We start from the raw sequence: 18,679 nt of genomic DNA, 5'->3' as shown, positions 1-18,679 counted from the left end.
ATGCCAGCCGTGCAAGAGACGGTCGAGCGCGTGAAGCGCATCGACGTCGATCAGTATCGTTATGGGTTTGAGACCCTGATCGAGTCCGACAAGGCCCCCAAGGGACTGTCGGAAGAGACCGTCAAGTTCATCTCCGAGAAGAAGAACGAACCCGCCTGGATGCTCCAGTGGCGGCTCGAGGCCTATCGGCGCTGGCTGACCATGACCGAGCCTACCTGGGCGCGCGTCGACTATCCCAAGATCGACTTCCAGGACCTCTATTACTATGCGGCGCCGAAGCCGAAGAAGACGGTCACCTCGCTCGACGAGATCGATCCGGAGATTCTGAAGACCTACGAGAAGCTCGGCATTCCCCTGCGGGAAGTCGCGATGCTCGAAGGCGTCGAGCCGAAGCCCGGCGAGGAAGATCCGGCCCGGCGCAAGATCGCGGTCGACGCGGTCTTCGATTCGGTCTCGGTTGCGACCACGTTCAAGGCCGAGCTGAAGAAGGCCGGCGTGATCTTCATGCCGATCTCGGAGGCGATCCGCGAGCATCCCGAGCTGGTGCAGAAATATCTGGGCTCGGTGGTTCCGACCTCGGACAATTTCTACGCGACGCTGAACTCGGCGGTGTTCTCCGACGGCTCGTTCGTCTACGTGCCGCCGGGCGTGCGCTGCCCGATGGAGCTGTCGACCTATTTCCGCATCAACGAGCGCAACACCGGCCAGTTCGAGCGCACGCTGATCATCGCCGACAAGGGTTCTTACGTCAGCTATCTCGAAGGCTGCACCGCGCCGCAGCGCGATGAGAACCAGCTGCACGCCGCCGTGGTCGAGCTCGTTGCGCACGATGATGCCGAGATCAAATACTCGACGGTGCAGAACTGGTATCCCGGCAATTCGGAAGGCAAGGGCGGCATCTACAATTTCGTCACCAAGCGTGGCGACTGCCGTGGCGACCGGTCCAAGATTTCCTGGACCCAGGTCGAGACCGGCTCCGCCATCACCTGGAAGTACCCGAGCTGCATCCTGCGTGGCGACAATTCCAGCGGTGAGTTCTACTCGATCGCGATCTCGAACGGTTTCCAGCAGGTCGATTCGGGCACCAAGATGATCCACCTCGGCAAGAACACGTCGAGCCGGATCATCTCGAAGGGCATCGCCGCCGGCAAGTCGCAGAACACCTATCGCGGGCTCGTCACCGCGCACCGGAAAGCGACCGGCGCGCGCAACTTCACGGCGTGCGATTCCCTGTTGATCGGTGACAAATGCGGCGCGCACACCGTGCCGTATATCGAGGCCAAAAACTCCTCGGCGACGTTCGAGCACGAGGCGACGACCTCGAAGATCTCCGAGGACGTGCTGTTCTATTGCATCCAGCGCGGCCTCACCCAGGAAGAAGCCGTCGGCCTCGTCGTCAACGGTTTCGTCAAGGACGTGCTTCAGCAGCTGCCGATGGAATTCGCGGTGGAAGCGCAGAAGCTGATCTCGATCTCGCTTGAAGGGTCGGTCGGCTAATCGCCGACCCTCGCGGTGCGCTACGGCGCTCCATGCATCATTTGAATAGACTGGACACCAAGATGGCTTTGCTTGAAGTGAAGGATTTGAAGGTTCGTGTCGAAGAGCGTGAGATCCTCCACGGGCTGACGCTGACCGTGAACGAGGGCGAGGTTCACGCGATCATGGGGCCGAACGGCTCCGGCAAATCGACGCTCTCCCACGTCATCGCCGGCAAGCCCGGCTACGAGGTTACCGACGGCCAGATCCTGTTCAAGGGCGAGGACCTGCTGGAGATGGATCCCAACGAGCGCGCCGCGAAGGGCGTGTTCCTGGCGTTCCAGTATCCGGTCGAGATTCCCGGCGTCGCCACCATGACCTTCCTGCGCACCGCACTGAACGCGCAGCGCAAGGCGCGCGGCGAAAGCGAATATTCGACCCCGGACTTCCTGAGGAAGGTCCGCGAGGTCTCGAAGTCGCTGAACATCCCGCAGGACATGCTCAAGCGCGGCGTCAATGTCGGCTTCTCCGGCGGTGAGAAGAAGCGCAACGAGGTGCTGCAGATGGCGCTGTTCGAGCCGAGTCTGTGCATCCTCGACGAGATGGATTCCGGCCTCGACATCGACGCGCTGCGCATTGCGGCCGACGGCGTCAACGCGCTGCGCTCGCCCAAGCGCGCGATGGTCGTCATCACCCATTATCAGCGGCTGCTGAACTACATCGTGCCCGACGTCGTGCACGTGATGTCGAAGGGCCGTGTCGTGAAGAGCGGCGGCAAGGACTTGGCGCTGGAGCTGGAAGCGTCCGGCTACGCCCAGTTCGAGGATGCCGCGTAAGGAATTTTAGGATGAACGTTGCTGTGGCAAAGACCGGAAACGGCCGTGCGGTGAGCGATCTCTTCGCCAGCGCCGAAGGCCGCCTGCCGGGTTCGCCTTCTGTGATCGCGGTACGCCGCGAGGCGTTCGAGACCTATGAGCGTCTCGGCCTGCCGCATCGCCGGATCGAGGAATGGAAATACACCGACCTGCGTGCACTGGTCGGCGAGGTGCTGCCGCTTGCAGCCAGCCCCGATGCGGCCGCGCTGAAGCGTGCCGCGGATGCCGTCAAGGCGCATGCGATCGAAGGCGCCCGCAAGCTGGTGCTGGTCGACGGCGTGTTCGCGGCCGATCTCTCCGACGTCAAGGCGCTTGCCTCTGAGGCGGGCCTCAAGATGCTGCGGGAAGCGCTGGAGAAGGACGCAGGTCTCCTGAAGACCGCGGCCACCGATGCCGTGATCGCGCTGAATGCGGCGCTGGCAACCGACGGCGTCGTGTTGTCGATCGCCGACGGTGCGCAGCTGTCCGCGCCGATCCAGATCATCCACATCGCGACCGCTTCGTCCGCGTCGGCTTTCAGCCGTTCACAGATCGCGGTCGGGAACGGCGCTCGCGCCACCATCATCGAGAGCTTTGTTGCGGCCGGTGCCAAGGCCTACCAGGTCAACGACGCCGTCATCCTCTCGGTCGGCGACAATGCCGACGTCGCGCATATCCGCCTGTTGGACGATGCACCCGACGCAGTGAATGTGACTTCGCAGTTCGTCACGGTCGGCGCGAACACGAAGCTCAATTTCTTCAACATGACGACTGGCGCTGCCGTCAGCCGCCTCCAGGGCTTCATCACGATGGCGGGCGAGGGCAGCGACCTCTCCGTCAACGGCGTGAACCTGCTCCAGAAGACCGAGCACGGCGACACCACGCTGGTGGTCGATCATGCCGTGCCGAACTGCGTCAGCCGCGAGGTCTTCCGCGCGGTGATCGACGATCGCGCCCATTCGGTGTTCCAGGGCCGCATCATCGTCCGTCCCGACGCGCAGAAGACCGACGGCAAGATGATGACCCGCGCGCTGCTGCTTTCGGACGAAGCCGAGGCCGACAACAAGCCGGAGCTCGAGATCTTCGCCGATGACGTCTCCTGCGGCCACGGCGCCACTGCCGGCGCGCTCGACGACAGCCTGCTGTTCTACCTGAAGGCGCGCGGCCTCCCGGAGAAGCAGGCCCAGGCGCTGCTGATCCAGGCTTTCGTGGGTGAGGCGATCGAGCAGATCGCCGATGACGGTTTGCGCGAGCACGTGATCGGTATCGCCGAGCGCTGGCTGGAGCGGCGCCAATGAGCACGCATCCCGCAGTCAAGAACGGTGCCTACGACGTCGCACGCGTGCGCCAGGATTTTCCGGCGCTCGCCATGCAGGTCTACGGCAAGCCGCTGGTCTATCTCGACAACGCCGCCTCTGCGCAGAAGCCGAGCGCCGTGCTCGACCGCATGACGCAGGCCTATACGTCCGAATACGCCAACGTGCATCGCGGCCTGCATTACCTCGCCAATGCCGCCACCGAGGCCTATGAGGGCGGTCGCAGCAAGGTTGCGCAGTTCATCAACGCGCCGCGGACCGAAGAGGTCATCTTCACCCGCAACGCGACGGAGGCGATCAACCTCGTCGCGTCGTCCTGGGGCGAACCGAACATCAAAGAGGGCGACGAGATCGTCATCTCGATCATGGAGCACCACTCCAACATCGTGCCGTGGCATTTCCTCAGGGAACGCCATGGCGCCGTGATCAAGTGGGCGCCGGTCGACGACGAGGGTAACTTCCTCATCGACGAGTTCGAGAAGCTGCTGACGTCGAAGACCAAGCTGGTCGCGATCACGCAGATGTCGAACGCGCTCGGCACCATTGTGCCGATCAAGGACGTCGTGAAAATCGCCCACGCCCGCGGCATTCCCGTGCTCGTCGACGGCAGCCAGGGTGCAGTGCATCTGCCTGTCGACGTCCAGGATCTCGGCTGCGATTTCTATGTCTTTACCGGCCACAAGGTCTACGGGCCGACCGGCATCGGCATCCTCTGGGCCAAGTACGATCACCTCGTCGCGATGCGTCCCTATAACGGCGGCGGCGAGATGATCCGTGAGGTCTCGCGCGACATCGTCACCTATGGCGATCCCCCGCACAAGTTCGAGGCCGGCACGCCCGCGATCGTCGAGGCCGTGGGCCTTGGCGCGGCCATCGACTACGTCAATTCGATTGGCAAGGAGCGCATCGCCGCCCACGAGCACGATCTCACCACCTATGCCCAGGACCGGCTGCGCGAGATCAACTCGCTGCGGCTGATCGGCACCGCCCGGGGCAAGGGCCCGGTGATCTCCTTCGAGCTCAAGGGCGCCCACGCCCACGACGTCGCCACCGTGATCGACCGCCAGGGCATCGCCGTGCGCGCCGGCACCCATTGCGTGATGCCGCTTTTAGAGCGGTTCAACGTGACTGCCACCTGCCGGGCGTCGTTCGGCATGTATAATACGCGGGAAGAAGTCGATCATCTGGCACAGGCGCTGTTGAAGGCGCGGGATTTGTTCGCATGAGTGACACGGCCGAAGTCAAAGCCAATCCGATGGAGACCCAGTCGGCGCTGCCGCCTGAGGAGACCGAGCGTCTCACCACCGAGATCATCGCGGGCCTCAAGACCGTGTTCGATCCGGAGATCCCGGCCGACATCTACGAACTCGGCCTGATCTACAAGGTCGAGATCAAGGACGACCGCTCGGTTGACGTCCAGATGACGCTGACGACGCCGAACTGCCCGGCTGCCGGCGAGCTCCCGACCATGGTCGAGAACGCGGTCGCCAGCGTCCCCGGCGTCGGCGTGGTCGACGTTAAGGTCGTCTGGGAGCCGGCATGGACGCCGGAACGCATGAGCGACGAGGCCCGTCTCGTCCTCAATATGTGGTGACGCGTAACTCTGGCATTGAATTCGCTCAGCAACGGACCACATCACTGACATGACACAGATATCGTCCGGCCCAACACCAGCATCCACTCCGAAACCGCGGCGCCCGCGTCCGCAGGTGATGCGGCTGACCGATGCCGCCGCCCAGCGCATCAGCGAGCTGACGAGCCGCGCCGATTCCGAGATCGTGGGCCTGCGCGTCGGCGTGAAGAACGGCGGCTGTGCCGGCCAGTCCTACACGGTCGAATACGCCCATGATGTCCGCCCGACCGACGAGGTCGTCGAGGACAAGGGCGTCAAGATCCTGGTCGATCCCAAGGCCGTGCTGTTCCTGCTCGGCACCGAGATGGACTACAAGGCCGACAAGATGCAGGCCCAGTTCGTCTTCAACAACCCCAACCAGGTCTCCGCCTGCGGCTGCGGCGAGTCGGTCGAGCTGCGGCCCGCGAAGATCGACGGGTAAGTCGCTGTCGTCCCCGCGAACGCGGGGACCCATACCGCGTGATCTGGCGATGACGCTCGGTATCAGTACCAAGCTTTCCTGGCTGGTAGTCTTCGCTAAACTCCTCCCTGTGGTTATGGGTCCCCGCGTTCGCGGGGACGACCGTGGGGAGACAGCTTGGCCATGGACCGCGAATTCCTGATCGACCTGTTCGCCAATTTCGGCCCCGTCACCATCCGAAAAATGTTCTCCGGCTACGGCATCTCCGCCGACGGCATCAACTTCGCGCTCGCCTTGCGCGCGGGCCTGTTCTTCCGCGCCGACGAGGTCACCATCCCGGACTTTGAAGCGGAAGGCTCGAAGCCGTTCCAGTATTCGACCCGCGCCAAAACCGTGCTGGTGAATTCCTATTGGGAATTGCCGGCGCGCCTGTTCGACGATTCCGAGGAGCTTGCGCAATGGGCGAGGGCAGCGCTCGCCGCCGCCCAGCGCGCCAAGGTGAAGAAGCGGCCGAAGGGGAAGAAGGCGGTGGCGAAGAAGCAGCCAGCCAAGAAAGTGGCCAAGAAGGCGGTGCGTAGGGTGGGCAAAGCGAAGCGTGCCCACCGTTCGAGATAGTTATGCCGAGATGGTGGGCACGACGCTGCGCGCCTTTGCCCACCCTACGGGACCTGAGGATCAATCTACGGCCTTGGTCAGGCCGACCCTCATGTCCTTGGCCATGAAGACACCGACGCCGTCGGCCAGCACGCGACCGTCGGCAATTCCGAGCACCAGCTTGCCGCGCCGGACCATACGCATGGCGACCTCGTAGCGCACGCGTCGCGTCTCCGGTGTGACCAATCCCGTAGCCTCGACCTCGCCGACGCCGATGGCGCGGCCCTTGCCCGGTGAGCCCGACCAGCCGAGCCAGTAGCCGATCATCTGCCACATCGCATCCAAACCGAGGCTTCCCGGCATCATCGCGTCACCGCGATAGTGGCAATCGAAGAACCAGTGGCCGGGCACAATATCGAGCTCGCCGACGATGTGGCCCTTGCCGAACTCGCCGCCGTCCAGGCTGATCTCGGTGATGCGATCCATCATGAGCATCGGCGGGGCCGGCAATTGCGCGTTGCCCGGGCCGAAATAGCCGCCGTCGCTCGATCTCAGCAGTTCGTCCCTGGTGTAGGATGGTTGCGGTGTGTGAAAGTCATGGGGATTGGGCAAGACGACAAGTCCTCTCGACGCTCGCAGTCGGGCGGCGGGGAAGATGTCGTTCGGCGGGTTGGAATGTCAAGCGCCGGCCGTCTCTTCGGCGCGCTGCTTCGGCGTCAGGCCACCCGGCTGTGCGACTCGATCGCGAATTCCGGATCGGCCTCGCAGATCACGCGGTTGCGCCCGTTGCGCTTGGCGGCATAGAGGCAGGCATCCGCACGCTCGATCAGCGCGTCGGGGTCGTCGCCCTGCTTGAGCATGGAGACGCCGACGGAGATGGTGACGCGGCCGAGGATCTCGCCGGTCGATTTCTTCTTCAATTCCTTCGCCATCACGGCGCGGCGGATGTGATCTGCAACGGTGAGGGCCTGGCGCAGCGCCGTGTTGGGCAGCAGGACCGCGAATTCCTCGCCGCCATAGCGCGCGGTGATGTCCTGTCCCTTGATGGTCTGCTTCATGGACAGGCCGACCAGCCGCAACACTTGGTCGCCGGTGAGATGGCCGTAGGAATCGTTGAACGATTTGAAATGATCGATGTCGAACAGCAGCAGCGACAGTGGCTCGCCCGAGGCGAGCGCGCTCTGCACGGCCATGCCGATCATGCGATCGAAATATTTGCGATTGCCCAATCCCGTAAGCGGATCGGTCAGGCTCTCGGCGCGGATCGCCTCCAGGCTCTGCTGGAGATTGCTGATCTCGTTCTTGGACAGGGTCAGGCGGTCTTCCAGCGCCTTGTTGGTCTCCCGCATCTCGCTGGTCGAACGCAGCAGCGTCTCGACGATCGACTTGATCTGGTCGCGGCTCTTGGCCGACGACAGTTGCTCGGTCGCGCCCGACAGGCTGGCATCGTAGGAGCCGGTCATCCCGAGCGCTTCGCTCAGCACCGTCATCACGTCGTCGATCTCGCCGATGACGCGTGCGCCGACCTTGTCGATGCGGTCGGTGGTCTTGATGTGGGAAAGATAGGTCTCGTAGATCTGCTCGAGATCGCCTTCGGTCAGCTTGCCGTGGCGCGCCAGCGTCTCGTTGATGATCTTGTTGAGCGGTGCGTTATAGCCGGTGGCGTAGACGTACCAGATCTCGTAATTGCGGGGAATTGCAGTCTGTCGAAGCGAGCGGATCTGACCGAGAGCCACTTCGGCGAACGCCATCGTGCGTTCGTGTTCGTCGAGCACCTTGACCACTGAACATACCCCACAGCGGTCGGTGCGCCATCGACCGCAGCAATACTTAAATTATGTTCGCAGGCTAACGGACGATCGTGAACGCTCTGTAAACAGACGTTCGCGAATGCATCAGAATAAGTGTGAAGCGGTTCTGCTCAACCGAACCTGAATCGCGCCGGCGCGTCAGGCGCCGGCGGGAGAACGCACTGGCCGGAGCAGAAACGCCGGAAGGTGCGAGTGATCGCCGGGCTCGGTATCGGCCTCGCGCTGGCGGCGCGGCTCGGGGCGGCCGATCGACGGCACATGCGATGGATTGGCTTGCTGGCGCGATCCACCGCGCGGCTCGGATGATTGCTTCGCTTCACGCGGAGGCCTCGCCTCCCGTGCGGGCCTCGGCTCACGTGCAGGTCTCGCTTCAGGAGCGGGCTGTGTCTCTGCGGAGGGCCTCGCCTCGCCGCGCGGTTCGCGGGGCTCGTGGCTGCGCTCACGATCGCGGCCACGCTGCGGCTTGCCGCGTCCGCCGCGGGAACGTTCACGGTCGCGCCCGCGCGGTTCGCGCGAACGTGCGCTCTGCTCGCCTGCGTCCGCGGGCACTTCGAAATCGCCCTCGGCGCGCGGAATGCTCTGGCCGATCAGCTTCTCGATCGCCACCATCGACTTCTGGTCGAGCGGCGTCACGAGCGAGATCGCCATGCCGGACCGGCCGGCGCGGCCGGTGCGGCCGACGCGGTGAACATAGTCGTCGGGGTGGTGGGGGACGTCGAAATTGAAGACGTGGCTGACCTCAGGGATGTCGAGGCCGCGGGCGGCAACATCGGAGGCGACCAGCAGCGGCAGTTCGCCCTTGCGGAACTGTTCGAGCGCCGCCGTGCGGGCCGACTGGTCCATGTCGCCATGCAGGGCGCCGACGCTGAAACCATGCTTTTGCAGTGATTTGTGAACGACGGCGACCTCGCGCTTGCGATTGCAGAAGATGATCGCGTTCTGGAGATCCTTGGCCTCGCGCAGCAGGCGTCGCAGCAATTCACGCTTCTCATGCGCCTCGCGCCCGGCCGGGACCTGACACTGCGTGACGGTCACGGCGGTGGTGGCGGGCTTGGAGACCTCGACCTTCTGCGGATTATGCAGGAAGGTCTCGGTGATGCGCCGGATTTCCGGCGGCATGGTCGCGGTGAAGAACAGGGTTTGCCGCGTGAACGGGACGAGCTTACAGACGCGCTCGATGTCAGGAATGAAGCCCATGTCCAGCATGCGGTCGGCTTCGTCGATGACGAGCAGCTCCACGCCGGTGAGCAGGAGCCCGCCGCGCTCGGTGTGGTCGAGCAGGCGGCCGGGGGTGGCGATCAGCACGTCGACGCCGCGCGTCAGCTTGGCATCCTGGTCGCCGAAGGAAACGCCGCCGATCAGCAGGGCGACGTTGAGCTTCTGGCCGGCGCCGTAGCGGTCGAAGTTTTCCTTCACCTGCGCCGCGAGCTCGCGGGTCGGCTCCAGGATCAGCGTGCGCGGCATGCGCGCGCGGGCGCGACCCTTTTCGAGGATGGTGAGCATCGGCAGCACGAAGGCCGCGGTCTTGCCGGTGCCGGTCTGGGCGATGCCGAGCACGTCCTTGCGTGCGAGGACGTGGGGGATCGCCTGTTCCTGAATGGGGGTGGGGGTGGTGTAACCTGTGGCCGCCACTGCGGCGAGGACTTTTTCGGACAGTCCGAGATTTGAAAAGGACATTGAGCCTCTGGTCGAAACCGCCGTTCGGAATCGAGGGTAATTAAGGCTGTCGCGTTCCACCCCGAAACGGCGCGCTCTCAAAGAAGCTGGGGGTGCTGACTCACGCGAACAAAGCGCAAGGCTCAAGAATCGGTCTTCGATCTGAGCCGCGTCGCCCCGGAACATAGGCGGGAATCGGCCAAAGTCAATGGAGCGGGCGCGGGAAGACCCTAAAAAACCTGAGGTTTTTGCCCAAATAGCGGGCCCGGCTGGGCTTTTCCGCCTCCACCGCTAACCGGGCGATGGCTGCCGGAGGGACGGCTAACGCCCTTCCGGGCCCCGGGCCCGGAAATCGCCGGGGGCCATTCCGTAGGCGGCGTTGAAGACCCGGTAATAGGTCGCCAAGCTCTCGAAGCCGCAGGAGGTTGCGATATCAGCGATCAGCCGGTCCGGCGCCTCGCGCATCAGGCGGCGGCTCTGTTTCAGGCGTTCGTCCGTCACGGTCTGCGAAAAGCTCTTCGCCGCGGCTTCGAACAGCATGTGCAGGTGACGCACGGACACACCGAGCTGGTCGGCCACCATCGCCGGCGCCAGATCGGGGTCTTGCAGATAGCGCGCGATCAGGCGACGCGCCTGTGAGAGCCGGGCGGTCCGCAGCGCGGCCTGCCCACGGCGGCTGCCGGGCCGCACGATGCCGCGCTCGATCAGGGCCAGATGGGCCAAGGCCTGGACGAGCGAGGCTTGATCCAAGGAGGCTTGATCCAAGGAGGTCTGGGCGACTGAGGTCGCATCAGTGGCGCCGTTATCGCCCGCGGCGGCTTCATCGAGGTCGGCGAAGCAGGCGCCGAGCAGGGGCGCCAGGCCGGGATCGCTGAAGGTCCGGGGCGCAAGCTCGCGCATGCGCCTGTCCTGCGTGGAGAGCCTGCTCACGGGGATCTTCAGGATGCGCAGGTGGAAGCCGCCTGCGCCGAGCGGCGCGGTGCGATAGGGCTGGTCGGTATGGCTGGTGGCGAAGCTGCCGTTGGCGATCGCAAAGTCGCCGGTGCGCATGCCGCCGAACCAGCCGCCGCTGCCGAGCTGCTGGTAGACGCAGATGCTGTCGCCGGGCGCGTAGGCGATGTCGGAGTTGCTGCGCTCGACCGTGTAGTGCGACGCCTTCAGCTCGACGAGTCCACCGCCGCCGAGCTGGCGCAGCGAGAATTCGCCGTAGAAGTCCGCGCGGCGCTCGCGCTCGAGTTCGGCGGTGACGCCGAACAGGCCCTTGGACCGGACCTCGCGCCAATAGTCGAACCGGTCATGCGGCTCGACCTCGTCAGTACACCATCGATACACGGCAGCCCCCGCTTGCAGCGCAGCTTCCTAGAAAAAGCAGATTCCGGAGGAATCTGCCATAGTCCAGATGACGGAACCCGTGGGCTCTGCGCGTTGAACCGTCGATATGGCTGGACCGACTATCATCAACGGCAGAGGGTTCCAATGAATCGCTGTTCGAGGGGGCCGGCGGAGCGCCGTTCTGCAACGGGAATTTTACGATGACGCGTCGGCTTTTCAGAATTCTGGCGGCCCTTGGCCTTGCGGTGAGCCTGAGCGGCTTCGCGCTGCCCGCACAAGCCGAGAAGCGCGTTGCGCTCGTCGTCGGCAACAACGACTACAGGAACGTCCCCAAGCTCCTCAAGGCGGTCAACGACGCCCGCACCATGGGCGATACACTGAAGCAGCTCGGTTTCTCGGTGATGGTCGCCGAGAACCAGAGCCGGCAGCAATTCTCCGAGACGCTGCTCGCGTTCGACAGGACGATCGAGCCCGGCGACACCGCATTCTTCTTCTACGCCGGCCACGGCTTCGAGATCGCGGGCCAGAACTACCTGTTGCCGACTGACGTACCGGCGGCGACCGAAGGGCAGGAAGAGCTGGTGCGCGACGCTTCCATCCTGGCCGACCGCATCGTCGAGCGCCTTCAGAACAAGAAGGCGCGCACGTCGATCCTGGTGTTCGACGCCTGCCGCAACAACCCGTTCGAGCGCAAAGGCACCCGCGCGGTCGCCGGCGGCGGCGGCCTCGCGCCGATGGTGCAGCTGCCCGAAGGCGTGTTCTCGGTGTTCTCCGCAGGTCCCCGCCAGACCGCACTCGATCGTCTCTCCAACGACGACGCCAATCCCAATTCGGTGTTCACGCGCACCTTCGCCAAGGAGCTGCTCCAGCCCGGCGAGAACCTGGTGCAGGTGGCGCAGCGCACCCGCCGTCTCGTCAGCGAGATGGCCGACACCGTCAAGCACAGGCAGGTGCCGGTCTATTTCGACCAGATGGTCGACGACGTGTTCCTCAGTGGTGTTGCCAAGGACGCGACGGCCGCTGCGCGCCCGGCCGATCCGCCGCCGCAGAAGCTCGCGGCTCTCCCGCCGGTGTCGGTACCGCGCGTGCCGAAGGAAGAAACCACCAACGCGCCGATCGCCAGCTTCTCGCGGCACAATGGCGGCTGGAGCGTGGTGTTCTCCTTCGCCGACCCGACGCTCGGCATTTCCTGGCGCATGGCCGGCAATGGCGATTTCCGCGAGACCGGCTTCATCGACACGCTCGATCCGCGCACGCGCAAGCGGATGCCGAACCCGTCGATCGAATTGCCGCCGGATGCGCAGGCCGGCACCATCGAGGTCCGCTATGTCGATCAGTCCGGCGACATGCAGGGGCCATTCCCGATCAGGTTCGATCCCGAGGCCGCGCTGATCCGCGACCAGCGCAAGATTCTCGACATGACCGCGACGAGCTGGCTGTCGTTCCGCGAGTTCAACGGGCTGCTCGTCTATTACACGCATCTCGTGTCCTACCGCTGCGCCATCCGCGAGGTGCGCATCGGCATCGACACCGCCGTTCCGAACCAGGTGTTGAAGATGCCGGGCTGCGACATGCGCGATCCCAGCGCGATCAGCGCCGGCATGCCGCTCTACATGAAGCTTGCCCCGGCGACGCAGTTCGTCTCGGTGGAACTGACCTACCGCGATGGCAGCGTGTCGGAAATCAAGAGTTTTCGGGCCGCGAACCGCAGCAACAACTGAGCGGTCTGCGGTTTCATTGTTGGGCGGCGAGCGCAGTTGGCGCGGGAAACTAGCCGCGACGCTTCCCGATGTAGCGCTTGATGGAGTCGATCGCTTCCATCAAGGGCGGTGCAAGCGAGAAGAACGTCCCCATGGCGATCGAGATGACCACATGGCGAAGCAGGACCTTCTCCTGTTCCTCGAACGGATAGCCGTTCTGGTCGATCCGTGCCGGCGCGAGCGTGCCCGCCTCCTGAGGATCCGGCTTCCGCGGCTTGCGCGGCGGCAGCATGATCACGACGAAAAGCACGTTGATCAGCAGCCAGATGCCAAGCACTATCAGTATGGTGCGCAACGCGGGATCATCCTGAAATCAATCGAAATTATCAGCAACGCTACCGGCCATTCGGCGTTGCGGCAAACCAATTCCGGCTTGTTGCACCGCACAGAGTACTAAAGTTGTAAGCGAGGAGTTGATGACGGAATCTGATACCCCAGAGCACACCGTGCGTCACTCCGTGAGAACCCGATGTTGCATCGTCGGCGGCGGGCCGGCCGGCATGATGCTCGGCTATCTCCTGGGACGCGCCGGCATCGACGTCGTGGTGCTGGAGAAGCATGCGGATTTCTTCCGCGACTTTCGCGGCGACACTGTGCATCCCTCGACGCTCCAGGTGATGGACGAGCTCGGCCTGATCGATGGGTTCCTGAAGCTGCCGCACCAGCGCCTGCAGATGATGGACGGTCTGTTTGGCGGCACGCCCGTGCGGATCGCCGATCTCCGCCGGCTCCGCACCAAGTACCCGTTCATTGCCTTCATGCCGCAATGGGACTTCCTGAATTTCCTGCGTGAGGCCGGCCAGCGCTTCGCCTCGCTCAAGGTGATGATGAATACGGAAGCCGTCGATCTGATCCGTCGCGGCGAGACCATCGCCGGCGTGCGCGCGATGACACCGGATGGGCCGATCGACATCGAAGCCGATCTCACCATTGCCTGCGACGGCCGGCATTCGACGGTGCGCGAGCGTGCGGGGCTCCGCGTCGAGGAGATCGGCGCGCCGATGGACGTGCTGTGGTTCCGCGTCGGCCGCAAGGCGGACGAGACCGAGAACCTGTTCGCGCGCATCGAGCCCGGAAAGATGATGGTTACGTTCGAGCGCGGCGACTATTGGCAGTGCGCCTATGTCATCGCGAAGGGACAATACGAGGCGGTGAAGGCGAGGGGATTGCAGGCGCTGCTCGACGACGTCGTGCGCATGGCGCCGATCCTTCGATCCGGCATTGCCGATGTGAAGAGCTTTGACGACGTCAAGCTGCTCACCGTCGCGATCAACCGCCTGGCGCGCTGGACGCGGCCGGGCCTGCTTCTCATCGGCGATGCCGCGCATGCGATGTCGCCGGTCGGTGGCGTCGGCGTCAATCTCGCCGTGCAGGACGCGGTCGCGACCGCCAATTTGCTGGCCGACAAGCTTCGGCAGGGCTGCCCAACCGAGAATGAACTCGATGCCGTGCGCCGACGCCGCGAATTCCCGGTGAGGATGACGCAGCGCATGCAGGTGATCGTGCAGAACAACATCATCAGCGGCGCCCTGCAGGGCGGCGATCGGCCGCTGAAGGTGCCGCTGGTCGTGCGCCTGATCACTGCGCTGCCATGGCTCCAGGGTCTTCCGGCGCGCCTGATTGCGCTCGGCGTGCGGCCCGAGCACGTGCAATCCAAGGCCGCGCCGGCGTCATAGTGCAGGAGGTCGGTAGGGATAACGCGGCGTTAAATCGCGCGCCGCGCGTTGCGTGCGCGCAACAGCGCAAACGGATTCACGTCGTGCCGCTTGCCAATCCGGCGTCTTAACTTTCTTGATTCAAATTTGAGTAAGACCTGCGTGTGACCGTGCACCCATCAAAGGACACGGGGTGTACCATGCGTAACAAATTGATTGCCGCCTTCGCCTGCACGACCGCTCTGGTTTCGACCGGCGCCGCTTCAGCCGCCGATCTCGGTGCGCGCTACATGAAGGCGCCCGCCTATGCGGAGCCGCTGTTCAACTGGACCGGTTTCTATGTCGGCGGCCACATCGGTGGCGCATGGACCAACGAGCAGTTCATCAACAACGGGGCCGGCGCGCCGTTCGGCGATCTCGTTCCGGGCCAGGGCTATCGCCAGCGTGGCGCCGGCATCATGGGCGGTGCTCAGATCGGCTACAACTGGCAGGCCAACAACTACGTGTTCGGCATGGAAGGCACGATCTCCGGCCTCGACAACAAGGGTACGGTCGTCAACACCGCCTTCGGCGCCGCTGACGACATCTTCACCTGGCGCGCCAACGTGCTCGCGACCGTCGTCGGCCGCGCCGGCTTCGCCGTGCAGAACAATTTGTTCTACATCAAGGGCGGCTATGCCGGCGTGAACAACCGCCTCAACGTCAGCGACACCGTTGCGCCCTCGACCGGCTCGGGCGGTCAGACCCACTGGGCCAACGGCTGGACCGTCGGCGCCGGCTGGGAATACGGCATCACCCGCAACTGGATCGTCGGCCTCGAGTACAATTACGCGGCCTTCGGCAGCCAGACCTATCAGCTCGGCGGCACCTCGGGTAACTACACCTTCGATGCCAAGCCGCGCGACATCCAGTGGGCCGTCGTGCGCGCGAGCTACAAGTTCGACGCACCGGTCATCGCGCGCTACTGAGCACGTCAACAAACGACCGAAGCTAAAAAAGTACTGCCAACAACTGAAAGCCCCGGCTCCGTCCGGGGCTTTCTTCTGCCGATTCGCGCGTCGTTGTCGCCACGGGCGGGACGGCGCAGCGGATGGTCATCTCCGGAAACTGACCGTGACGGTGCATAAGGGTGCAGTAGGTAAATAGCACTTGCCTATTTCTGCCCCACGTACTCAGCGACGTATCGTTCAGCCATGTCGTTGATGCGGTGCGCGTCGGCGTGAACTACCGCTTCGGTCCCTCGGCCGTCGTCGCAAGGTACTGATCTCTCCGAACGTGAGAGCTTTCAAAGCCCCGGCATCTGCCGGGGCCTTTTCGTCGACCGCGGGGCAAGCTTACGCCATCACGGAGAATCCACCGTCGACGGGGATCGCAGTGCCCGTGACGAAGTTCGAGGCGGGCGAGGCGAGGAACACGGCGATGCCGGCGAAGTCGTCGATATCGCCCCAGCGTCCCGCGGGCGTGCGCGCCAGCACGCGCTCATGCAGTCCCGAGACCTGCTGCCGCGCGCCGCGGGTGAGGTCGGTGTCGATCCAGCCCGGCAGGATGGCGTTGACCTGGATGTTGTCGGGCGCCCACGCATTGGCGCACGCGCGCGTGTACTGCACGATGCCGCCCTTGCTTGCCGCATAGGCGGTGGCGAAGCTCGCACCGAAGATCGACATCATCGAGCCGATATTGATCACCTTGCCGTTGCCCGACGCCTTCAGCGCCGGATAGGCCAGCTTCGAGCACACGAAAGCGCTGGTTAGGTTGGTGTCGATCACCTTGTTCCACTCGTCGAGCTCGAGCTCGTGCGGCGGCTTGCGGATGCTCATGCCGGCATTGTTGATGAGGATGTCGATCCGGCCGAGCTCCTTGACGACGCGGTCGATCATGGCCGCGACCGCCGCCTTGTCGGTGACGTCGGTGGTGACGGCAATCGCCTTCACGCCGCGCTCTCTGAGATCGGCAACGGCAGCGGCCGACTTGGTTTCGTTACGTGCGACCACGGCGATATCGGCGCCGGCATCGGCGAGTCCGTGGGCGAGGCCAAGACCGATGCCGCCATTGCCCCCTGTGACGATCGCGACTTTGCCGCGGAGATCGAACCGGTTGGATGTCATATTTGTATTCCCTGGTTTCTTCTATTGGTTGCTCTGCCAGATCAGGACCAGTCCGAAGCCGGCCATGGCTGCGCCATAGCCGGCCCATTGCAACTGGTTGACCATGAAGCTCGACCGCGGCCAGGCGACGGTGCCCGTTCCCTGTCCGATCCAGAGCAGCCCGACGGCGAGGGCAAACAGGCCTGCGATCAGCAGAAATCTGCGCATGCATTCCTCCCCGTTGGTTTGCCTCTGTCGTGGCCTACGGCATCAACGATCGCCGCTTGTCACGAAAACTTCCCGCCAGACTAGCCGTAGCTTCGGTTTGGATACAATGGCTGCGGATGCAGGGCCGCTGGGAGGATCCATGTCCGTGCGGAAGATGATCCTTGGTAGCACCCTTGGCATCGCTGCTGCGGCCGCACTGGTGGCGGCCTATGCCGTCATTCCGCGTCGTGCGGATCTGCGGGCGTTCGATCCGGCCGAGATGGCGCGGCTCGAGACAGCGATGTGGCGCGACTATTACGACAAGCGCTATGCCGCGCTGTTCTACCATCTCTACGAATCGACGCGGACGCAGTTCGGCTTTTCGCCGCTAGGAAGCTTGCAGATCGCGTTCGGCGCCGCCGGGGCCGCCAGGACGTTCCAGCCGACGCGGTCACGCCGGGAGGCCGATGCGGCCCTGCCAGCGCTCGTTGGATACTACCGGGATCTTGCATCGGCCGCGCCCGCGGCATTCGACGCGCACGAGGCCGCCCGTCTCGAGCTTGACTGGTGGCGGGCGCGGCGCGAGGCGGTGGACCCGCGCGACTATGGCCTCACCATCGCACGCGTGGCGGCGCTGACCTACGGCAAGAGTGCGGACGATTCCGGCATCAGGCAGTTCGGCATCGCGCGGGCAGAGGCCATGGCGTTTCGCGATGCGCGGGGCGAGGCGATCACCGAGGCCGACTGGGCGGGAATCGAGAACCGGCTTGATGAGGCATACCGATCTCTGAAGGCGAGCGTCGGCCGCTGACAATCCGGCAACGAAAAAGCCCCGGATGATGCCGGGGCTTTGACGTCTGATATCCAGACTGGATCGGGATTTGTCTCAGGAGTTGGGCCGCTTCAGTTGAAGCGGTAGACCAGCGACGTGCTGATGGTCTGGACCCAGGGCTTGAAGGTAATTGCGGTGCCCGTCAGACCCACCGCCGGCGCGCCGAAATTATTGCCCGGAGCAAACGTCGTGGGCCGGGAAATGCGGTCATAGTACGCCGAACGGTATTCGGTTTTCATGAACCAGCCGGGCGCAGCAATTCCGAAAATGTCGAGGTTGTTCTCGACGCCACCGCCAACGAAAAAGCCATCGCGGTGGAAGGAGCCAGTGGTCGTCTGCGTCGCGGTACTGGCGCCCGGTCCCACACCCAGAAACGTCTGAGACGTGCCTGACCATTCCGAACCCGAGTAACCGGCGTTGACGTAGGACAGGACATTGGGCGCAACGAGATAGCCTAACCGCGCGCCGGCCGTGTAGCTGGTGCGGAGCTTTTGGCGGCCTTCAGTTTGCCAGAAGGCGGGGTCGGTCAGCGAGCCACTGATGTCACCGAACTGGCCGTCAGCAAAGACGCCGGCCACCCAGCGGCCGTTGAATTGCCAATCGTAACCGGCGCCGACGGTTCCAAACCAGCCGCTGCCGCCTAGGCGCGTATCGCGGGTTATCGCGGTGCCCGCCGGTCCGAAGGCACCGAACCCTCCGGCAACACCGGTGCTCTGGATGTTGCTGTCAGCGGACCACAGACCGCCGCCGCCACCGCCGAAGATGTAGAAGCCGGTCCAGCTTTGCACTGGCGCGGGCGCCGGAGCCTTCACATAGGGGCGGGCCCCAAGGTCAGCCGCCGCGGCCGAACCGGTCATCGCCGCCAATGCCGTCAGAGCGAGCAAAAACTTCTTCATGATTAAATCCCAACCTTGGTCTGTTCGGCGCGCGCGCTGAACTTCGAGTCATCGGATGACCAAGCTATAGGCGGTTCCAGCCAAAAAGCTGTTGCCGGTCAGGTACATATGAATTGGGAACGCAGAGCTTGAGGCGACGCCTCCGGACTGGCACGACCCGCTGGGGCACCGCG

At 64.2% G+C, this 18,679-nt stretch carries 19 protein-coding genes; 11 read left to right on the top strand and 8 right to left on the bottom strand.

Annotated elements, in window-relative coordinates; genetic code table 11:
* From sufB to AB7G19_RS23680, 7 genes are all read left to right on the top strand, one after another.
* On the top strand, positions 1-1,497 hold the full coding sequence (gene sufB / locus AB7G19_RS23710) for a Fe-S cluster assembly protein SufB (RefSeq protein ID WP_135213508.1): 1,497 nt from the start codon (positions 1-3) through the stop codon (positions 1,495-1,497).
* A gap of 62 nt (positions 1,498-1,559) precedes the next feature.
* Complete coding sequence (gene sufC / locus AB7G19_RS23705) at positions 1,560-2,312, top strand: Fe-S cluster assembly ATPase SufC (protein WP_028161255.1); 753 nt, start codon at positions 1,560-1,562, stop codon at positions 2,310-2,312.
* A gap of 11 nt (positions 2,313-2,323) precedes the next feature.
* Complete coding sequence (sufD, locus tag AB7G19_RS23700; protein WP_354075584.1) at positions 2,324-3,628, top strand: Fe-S cluster assembly protein SufD; 1,305 nt, start codon at positions 2,324-2,326, stop codon at positions 3,626-3,628.
* On the top strand, positions 3,625-4,872 hold the full coding sequence (locus tag AB7G19_RS23695; RefSeq protein ID WP_166096422.1) for a cysteine desulfurase: 1,248 nt from the start codon (positions 3,625-3,627) through the stop codon (positions 4,870-4,872). Before sufD ends, AB7G19_RS23695 begins: the two co-directional genes overlap by 4 nt.
* A complete protein-coding gene (locus AB7G19_RS23690; protein ID WP_354123653.1) occupies positions 4,869-5,240 on the top strand; it encodes an SUF system Fe-S cluster assembly protein in 372 nt (123 codons plus the stop codon). Before AB7G19_RS23695 ends, AB7G19_RS23690 begins: the two co-directional genes overlap by 4 nt.
* 49 nt (positions 5,241-5,289) lie before the next feature.
* Positions 5,290-5,700, top strand: a complete 411-nt coding sequence (locus tag AB7G19_RS23685; protein ID WP_071914312.1) for a HesB/IscA family protein — start codon at positions 5,290-5,292, stop codon at positions 5,698-5,700.
* Positions 5,701-5,862: 162 nt separating this feature from the next.
* Positions 5,863-6,294: a TfoX/Sxy family protein gene (locus AB7G19_RS23680; RefSeq protein ID WP_354123654.1), complete on the top strand. Its 432-nt coding sequence runs from the start codon at positions 5,863-5,865 to the stop codon at positions 6,292-6,294.
* A gap of 60 nt (positions 6,295-6,354) precedes the next feature.
* On the opposite strand, the gene fabA is transcribed toward AB7G19_RS23680, so the two are convergent.
* The 4 genes from fabA to AB7G19_RS23660 form a co-directional block, all read right to left on the bottom strand.
* Positions 6,355-6,885 carry a bifunctional 3-hydroxydecanoyl-ACP dehydratase/trans-2-decenoyl-ACP isomerase gene (gene fabA / locus AB7G19_RS23675; protein WP_354075579.1) on the bottom strand — a complete coding sequence of 177 codons (531 nt, stop codon included), beginning with the start codon at positions 6,883-6,885 and terminating at the stop codon, positions 6,355-6,357.
* 104 nt (positions 6,886-6,989) lie between these two features.
* Complete coding sequence (locus AB7G19_RS23670; protein ID WP_247310734.1) at positions 6,990-8,057, bottom strand: GGDEF domain-containing protein; 1,068 nt, start codon at positions 8,055-8,057, stop codon at positions 6,990-6,992.
* Positions 8,058-8,222: 165 nt separating this feature from the next.
* Complete coding sequence (locus AB7G19_RS23665) at positions 8,223-9,761, bottom strand: DEAD/DEAH box helicase (protein WP_063983517.1); 1,539 nt, start codon at positions 9,759-9,761, stop codon at positions 8,223-8,225.
* Positions 9,762-10,061: 300 nt separating this feature from the next.
* Positions 10,062-11,072 (bottom strand): helix-turn-helix transcriptional regulator, encoded by a 1,011-nt coding sequence (locus tag AB7G19_RS23660; protein WP_354113161.1) that lies wholly within the window; start codon positions 11,070-11,072, stop codon positions 10,062-10,064.
* Between the two features lie 200 nt (positions 11,073-11,272).
* Between AB7G19_RS23660 and AB7G19_RS23655 the strand changes: the two genes are divergently transcribed.
* Positions 11,273-12,793 carry a caspase family protein gene (locus AB7G19_RS23655; protein ID WP_354113162.1) on the top strand — a complete coding sequence of 507 codons (1,521 nt, stop codon included), beginning with the start codon at positions 11,273-11,275 and terminating at the stop codon, positions 12,791-12,793.
* Between the two features lie 49 nt (positions 12,794-12,842).
* On the opposite strand, the gene AB7G19_RS23650 is transcribed toward AB7G19_RS23655, so the two are convergent.
* Complete coding sequence (locus tag AB7G19_RS23650) at positions 12,843-13,127, bottom strand: hypothetical protein (RefSeq protein ID WP_028148780.1); 285 nt, start codon at positions 13,125-13,127, stop codon at positions 12,843-12,845.
* 121 nt (positions 13,128-13,248) lie between these two features.
* Here AB7G19_RS23650 and AB7G19_RS23645 point away from each other — a divergent pair, with 121 nt between their 5' ends.
* The gene (locus AB7G19_RS23645) at positions 13,249-14,508 is read left to right on the top strand and encodes an FAD-dependent oxidoreductase (protein WP_354113163.1); all 1,260 of its coding nucleotides are present in this window, start codon (positions 13,249-13,251) and stop codon (positions 14,506-14,508) included.
* Positions 14,509-14,687: 179 nt separating this feature from the next.
* The gene (locus AB7G19_RS23640; protein WP_354113164.1) at positions 14,688-15,455 is read left to right on the top strand and encodes an outer membrane protein; all 768 of its coding nucleotides are present in this window, start codon (positions 14,688-14,690) and stop codon (positions 15,453-15,455) included.
* 366 nt (positions 15,456-15,821) lie between these two features.
* On the opposite strand, the gene AB7G19_RS23635 is transcribed toward AB7G19_RS23640, so the two are convergent.
* Together AB7G19_RS23635 and AB7G19_RS23630 are read right to left on the bottom strand one after the other, a co-directional pair.
* Positions 15,822-16,592, bottom strand: a complete 771-nt coding sequence (locus tag AB7G19_RS23635; protein ID WP_063983511.1) for an SDR family NAD(P)-dependent oxidoreductase — start codon at positions 16,590-16,592, stop codon at positions 15,822-15,824.
* 21 nt (positions 16,593-16,613) lie between these two features.
* Positions 16,614-16,799: a hypothetical protein gene (locus AB7G19_RS23630; protein ID WP_007609848.1), complete on the bottom strand. Its 186-nt coding sequence runs from the start codon at positions 16,797-16,799 to the stop codon at positions 16,614-16,616.
* A gap of 139 nt (positions 16,800-16,938) precedes the next feature.
* On the opposite strand from AB7G19_RS23630, the gene AB7G19_RS23625 reads away from it, so the two are divergent.
* Positions 16,939-17,589, top strand: a complete 651-nt coding sequence (locus AB7G19_RS23625; RefSeq protein WP_354113165.1) for a hypothetical protein — start codon at positions 16,939-16,941, stop codon at positions 17,587-17,589.
* Between the two features lie 92 nt (positions 17,590-17,681).
* Here AB7G19_RS23625 and AB7G19_RS23620 read toward each other — a convergent pair whose 3' ends face one another.
* On the bottom strand, positions 17,682-18,506 hold the full coding sequence (locus tag AB7G19_RS23620; protein ID WP_354113166.1) for an outer membrane protein: 825 nt from the start codon (positions 18,504-18,506) through the stop codon (positions 17,682-17,684).
* Positions 18,507-18,679 lie beyond the last annotated feature (173 nt).

Origin of the sequence: Bradyrhizobium sp. 215_C5_N1_1, from assembly GCF_052075935.1 — a bacterium.
In the GTDB taxonomy this organism is placed as follows: Bacteria; Pseudomonadota; Alphaproteobacteria; order Rhizobiales; family Xanthobacteraceae; genus Bradyrhizobium; species Bradyrhizobium barranii.
Note: the sequence above shows the minus strand (reverse complement) of the source record. Positions and strands in the feature narration are given on the sequence as shown.

Coding starts and splice junctions, on each gene's coding strand:
- AB7G19_RS23645 (WP_354113163.1), top strand. CDS start 13,249: ATGACGGAATCTGATACCCCAGAGCACACCGTGCGTCACTCCGTGAGA.
- AB7G19_RS23635 (WP_063983511.1), bottom strand. CDS start 16,592: ATGACATCCAACCGGTTCGATCTCCGCGGCAAAGTCGCGATCGTCACA.
- AB7G19_RS23690 (WP_354123653.1), top strand. CDS start 4,869: ATGAGTGACACGGCCGAAGTCAAAGCCAATCCGATGGAGACCCAGTCG.
- AB7G19_RS23665 (WP_063983517.1), bottom strand. CDS start 9,761: ATGTCCTTTTCAAATCTCGGACTGTCCGAAAAAGTCCTCGCCGCAGTG.
- AB7G19_RS23655 (WP_354113162.1), top strand. CDS start 11,273: ATGACGCGTCGGCTTTTCAGAATTCTGGCGGCCCTTGGCCTTGCGGTG.
- AB7G19_RS23685 (WP_071914312.1), top strand. CDS start 5,290: ATGACACAGATATCGTCCGGCCCAACACCAGCATCCACTCCGAAACCG.
- sufB (WP_135213508.1), top strand. CDS start 1: ATGCCAGCCGTGCAAGAGACGGTCGAGCGCGTGAAGCGCATCGACGTC.
- AB7G19_RS23680 (WP_354123654.1), top strand. CDS start 5,863: ATGGACCGCGAATTCCTGATCGACCTGTTCGCCAATTTCGGCCCCGTC.
- AB7G19_RS23625 (WP_354113165.1), top strand. CDS start 16,939: ATGTCCGTGCGGAAGATGATCCTTGGTAGCACCCTTGGCATCGCTGCT.
- AB7G19_RS23695 (WP_166096422.1), top strand. CDS start 3,625: ATGAGCACGCATCCCGCAGTCAAGAACGGTGCCTACGACGTCGCACGC.
- AB7G19_RS23620 (WP_354113166.1), bottom strand. CDS start 18,506: ATGAAGAAGTTTTTGCTCGCTCTGACGGCATTGGCGGCGATGACCGGT.
- AB7G19_RS23640 (WP_354113164.1), top strand. CDS start 14,688: ATGCGTAACAAATTGATTGCCGCCTTCGCCTGCACGACCGCTCTGGTT.
- sufC (WP_028161255.1), top strand. CDS start 1,560: ATGGCTTTGCTTGAAGTGAAGGATTTGAAGGTTCGTGTCGAAGAGCGT.
- sufD (WP_354075584.1), top strand. CDS start 2,324: ATGAACGTTGCTGTGGCAAAGACCGGAAACGGCCGTGCGGTGAGCGAT.
- AB7G19_RS23630 (WP_007609848.1), bottom strand. CDS start 16,799: ATGCGCAGATTTCTGCTGATCGCAGGCCTGTTTGCCCTCGCCGTCGGG.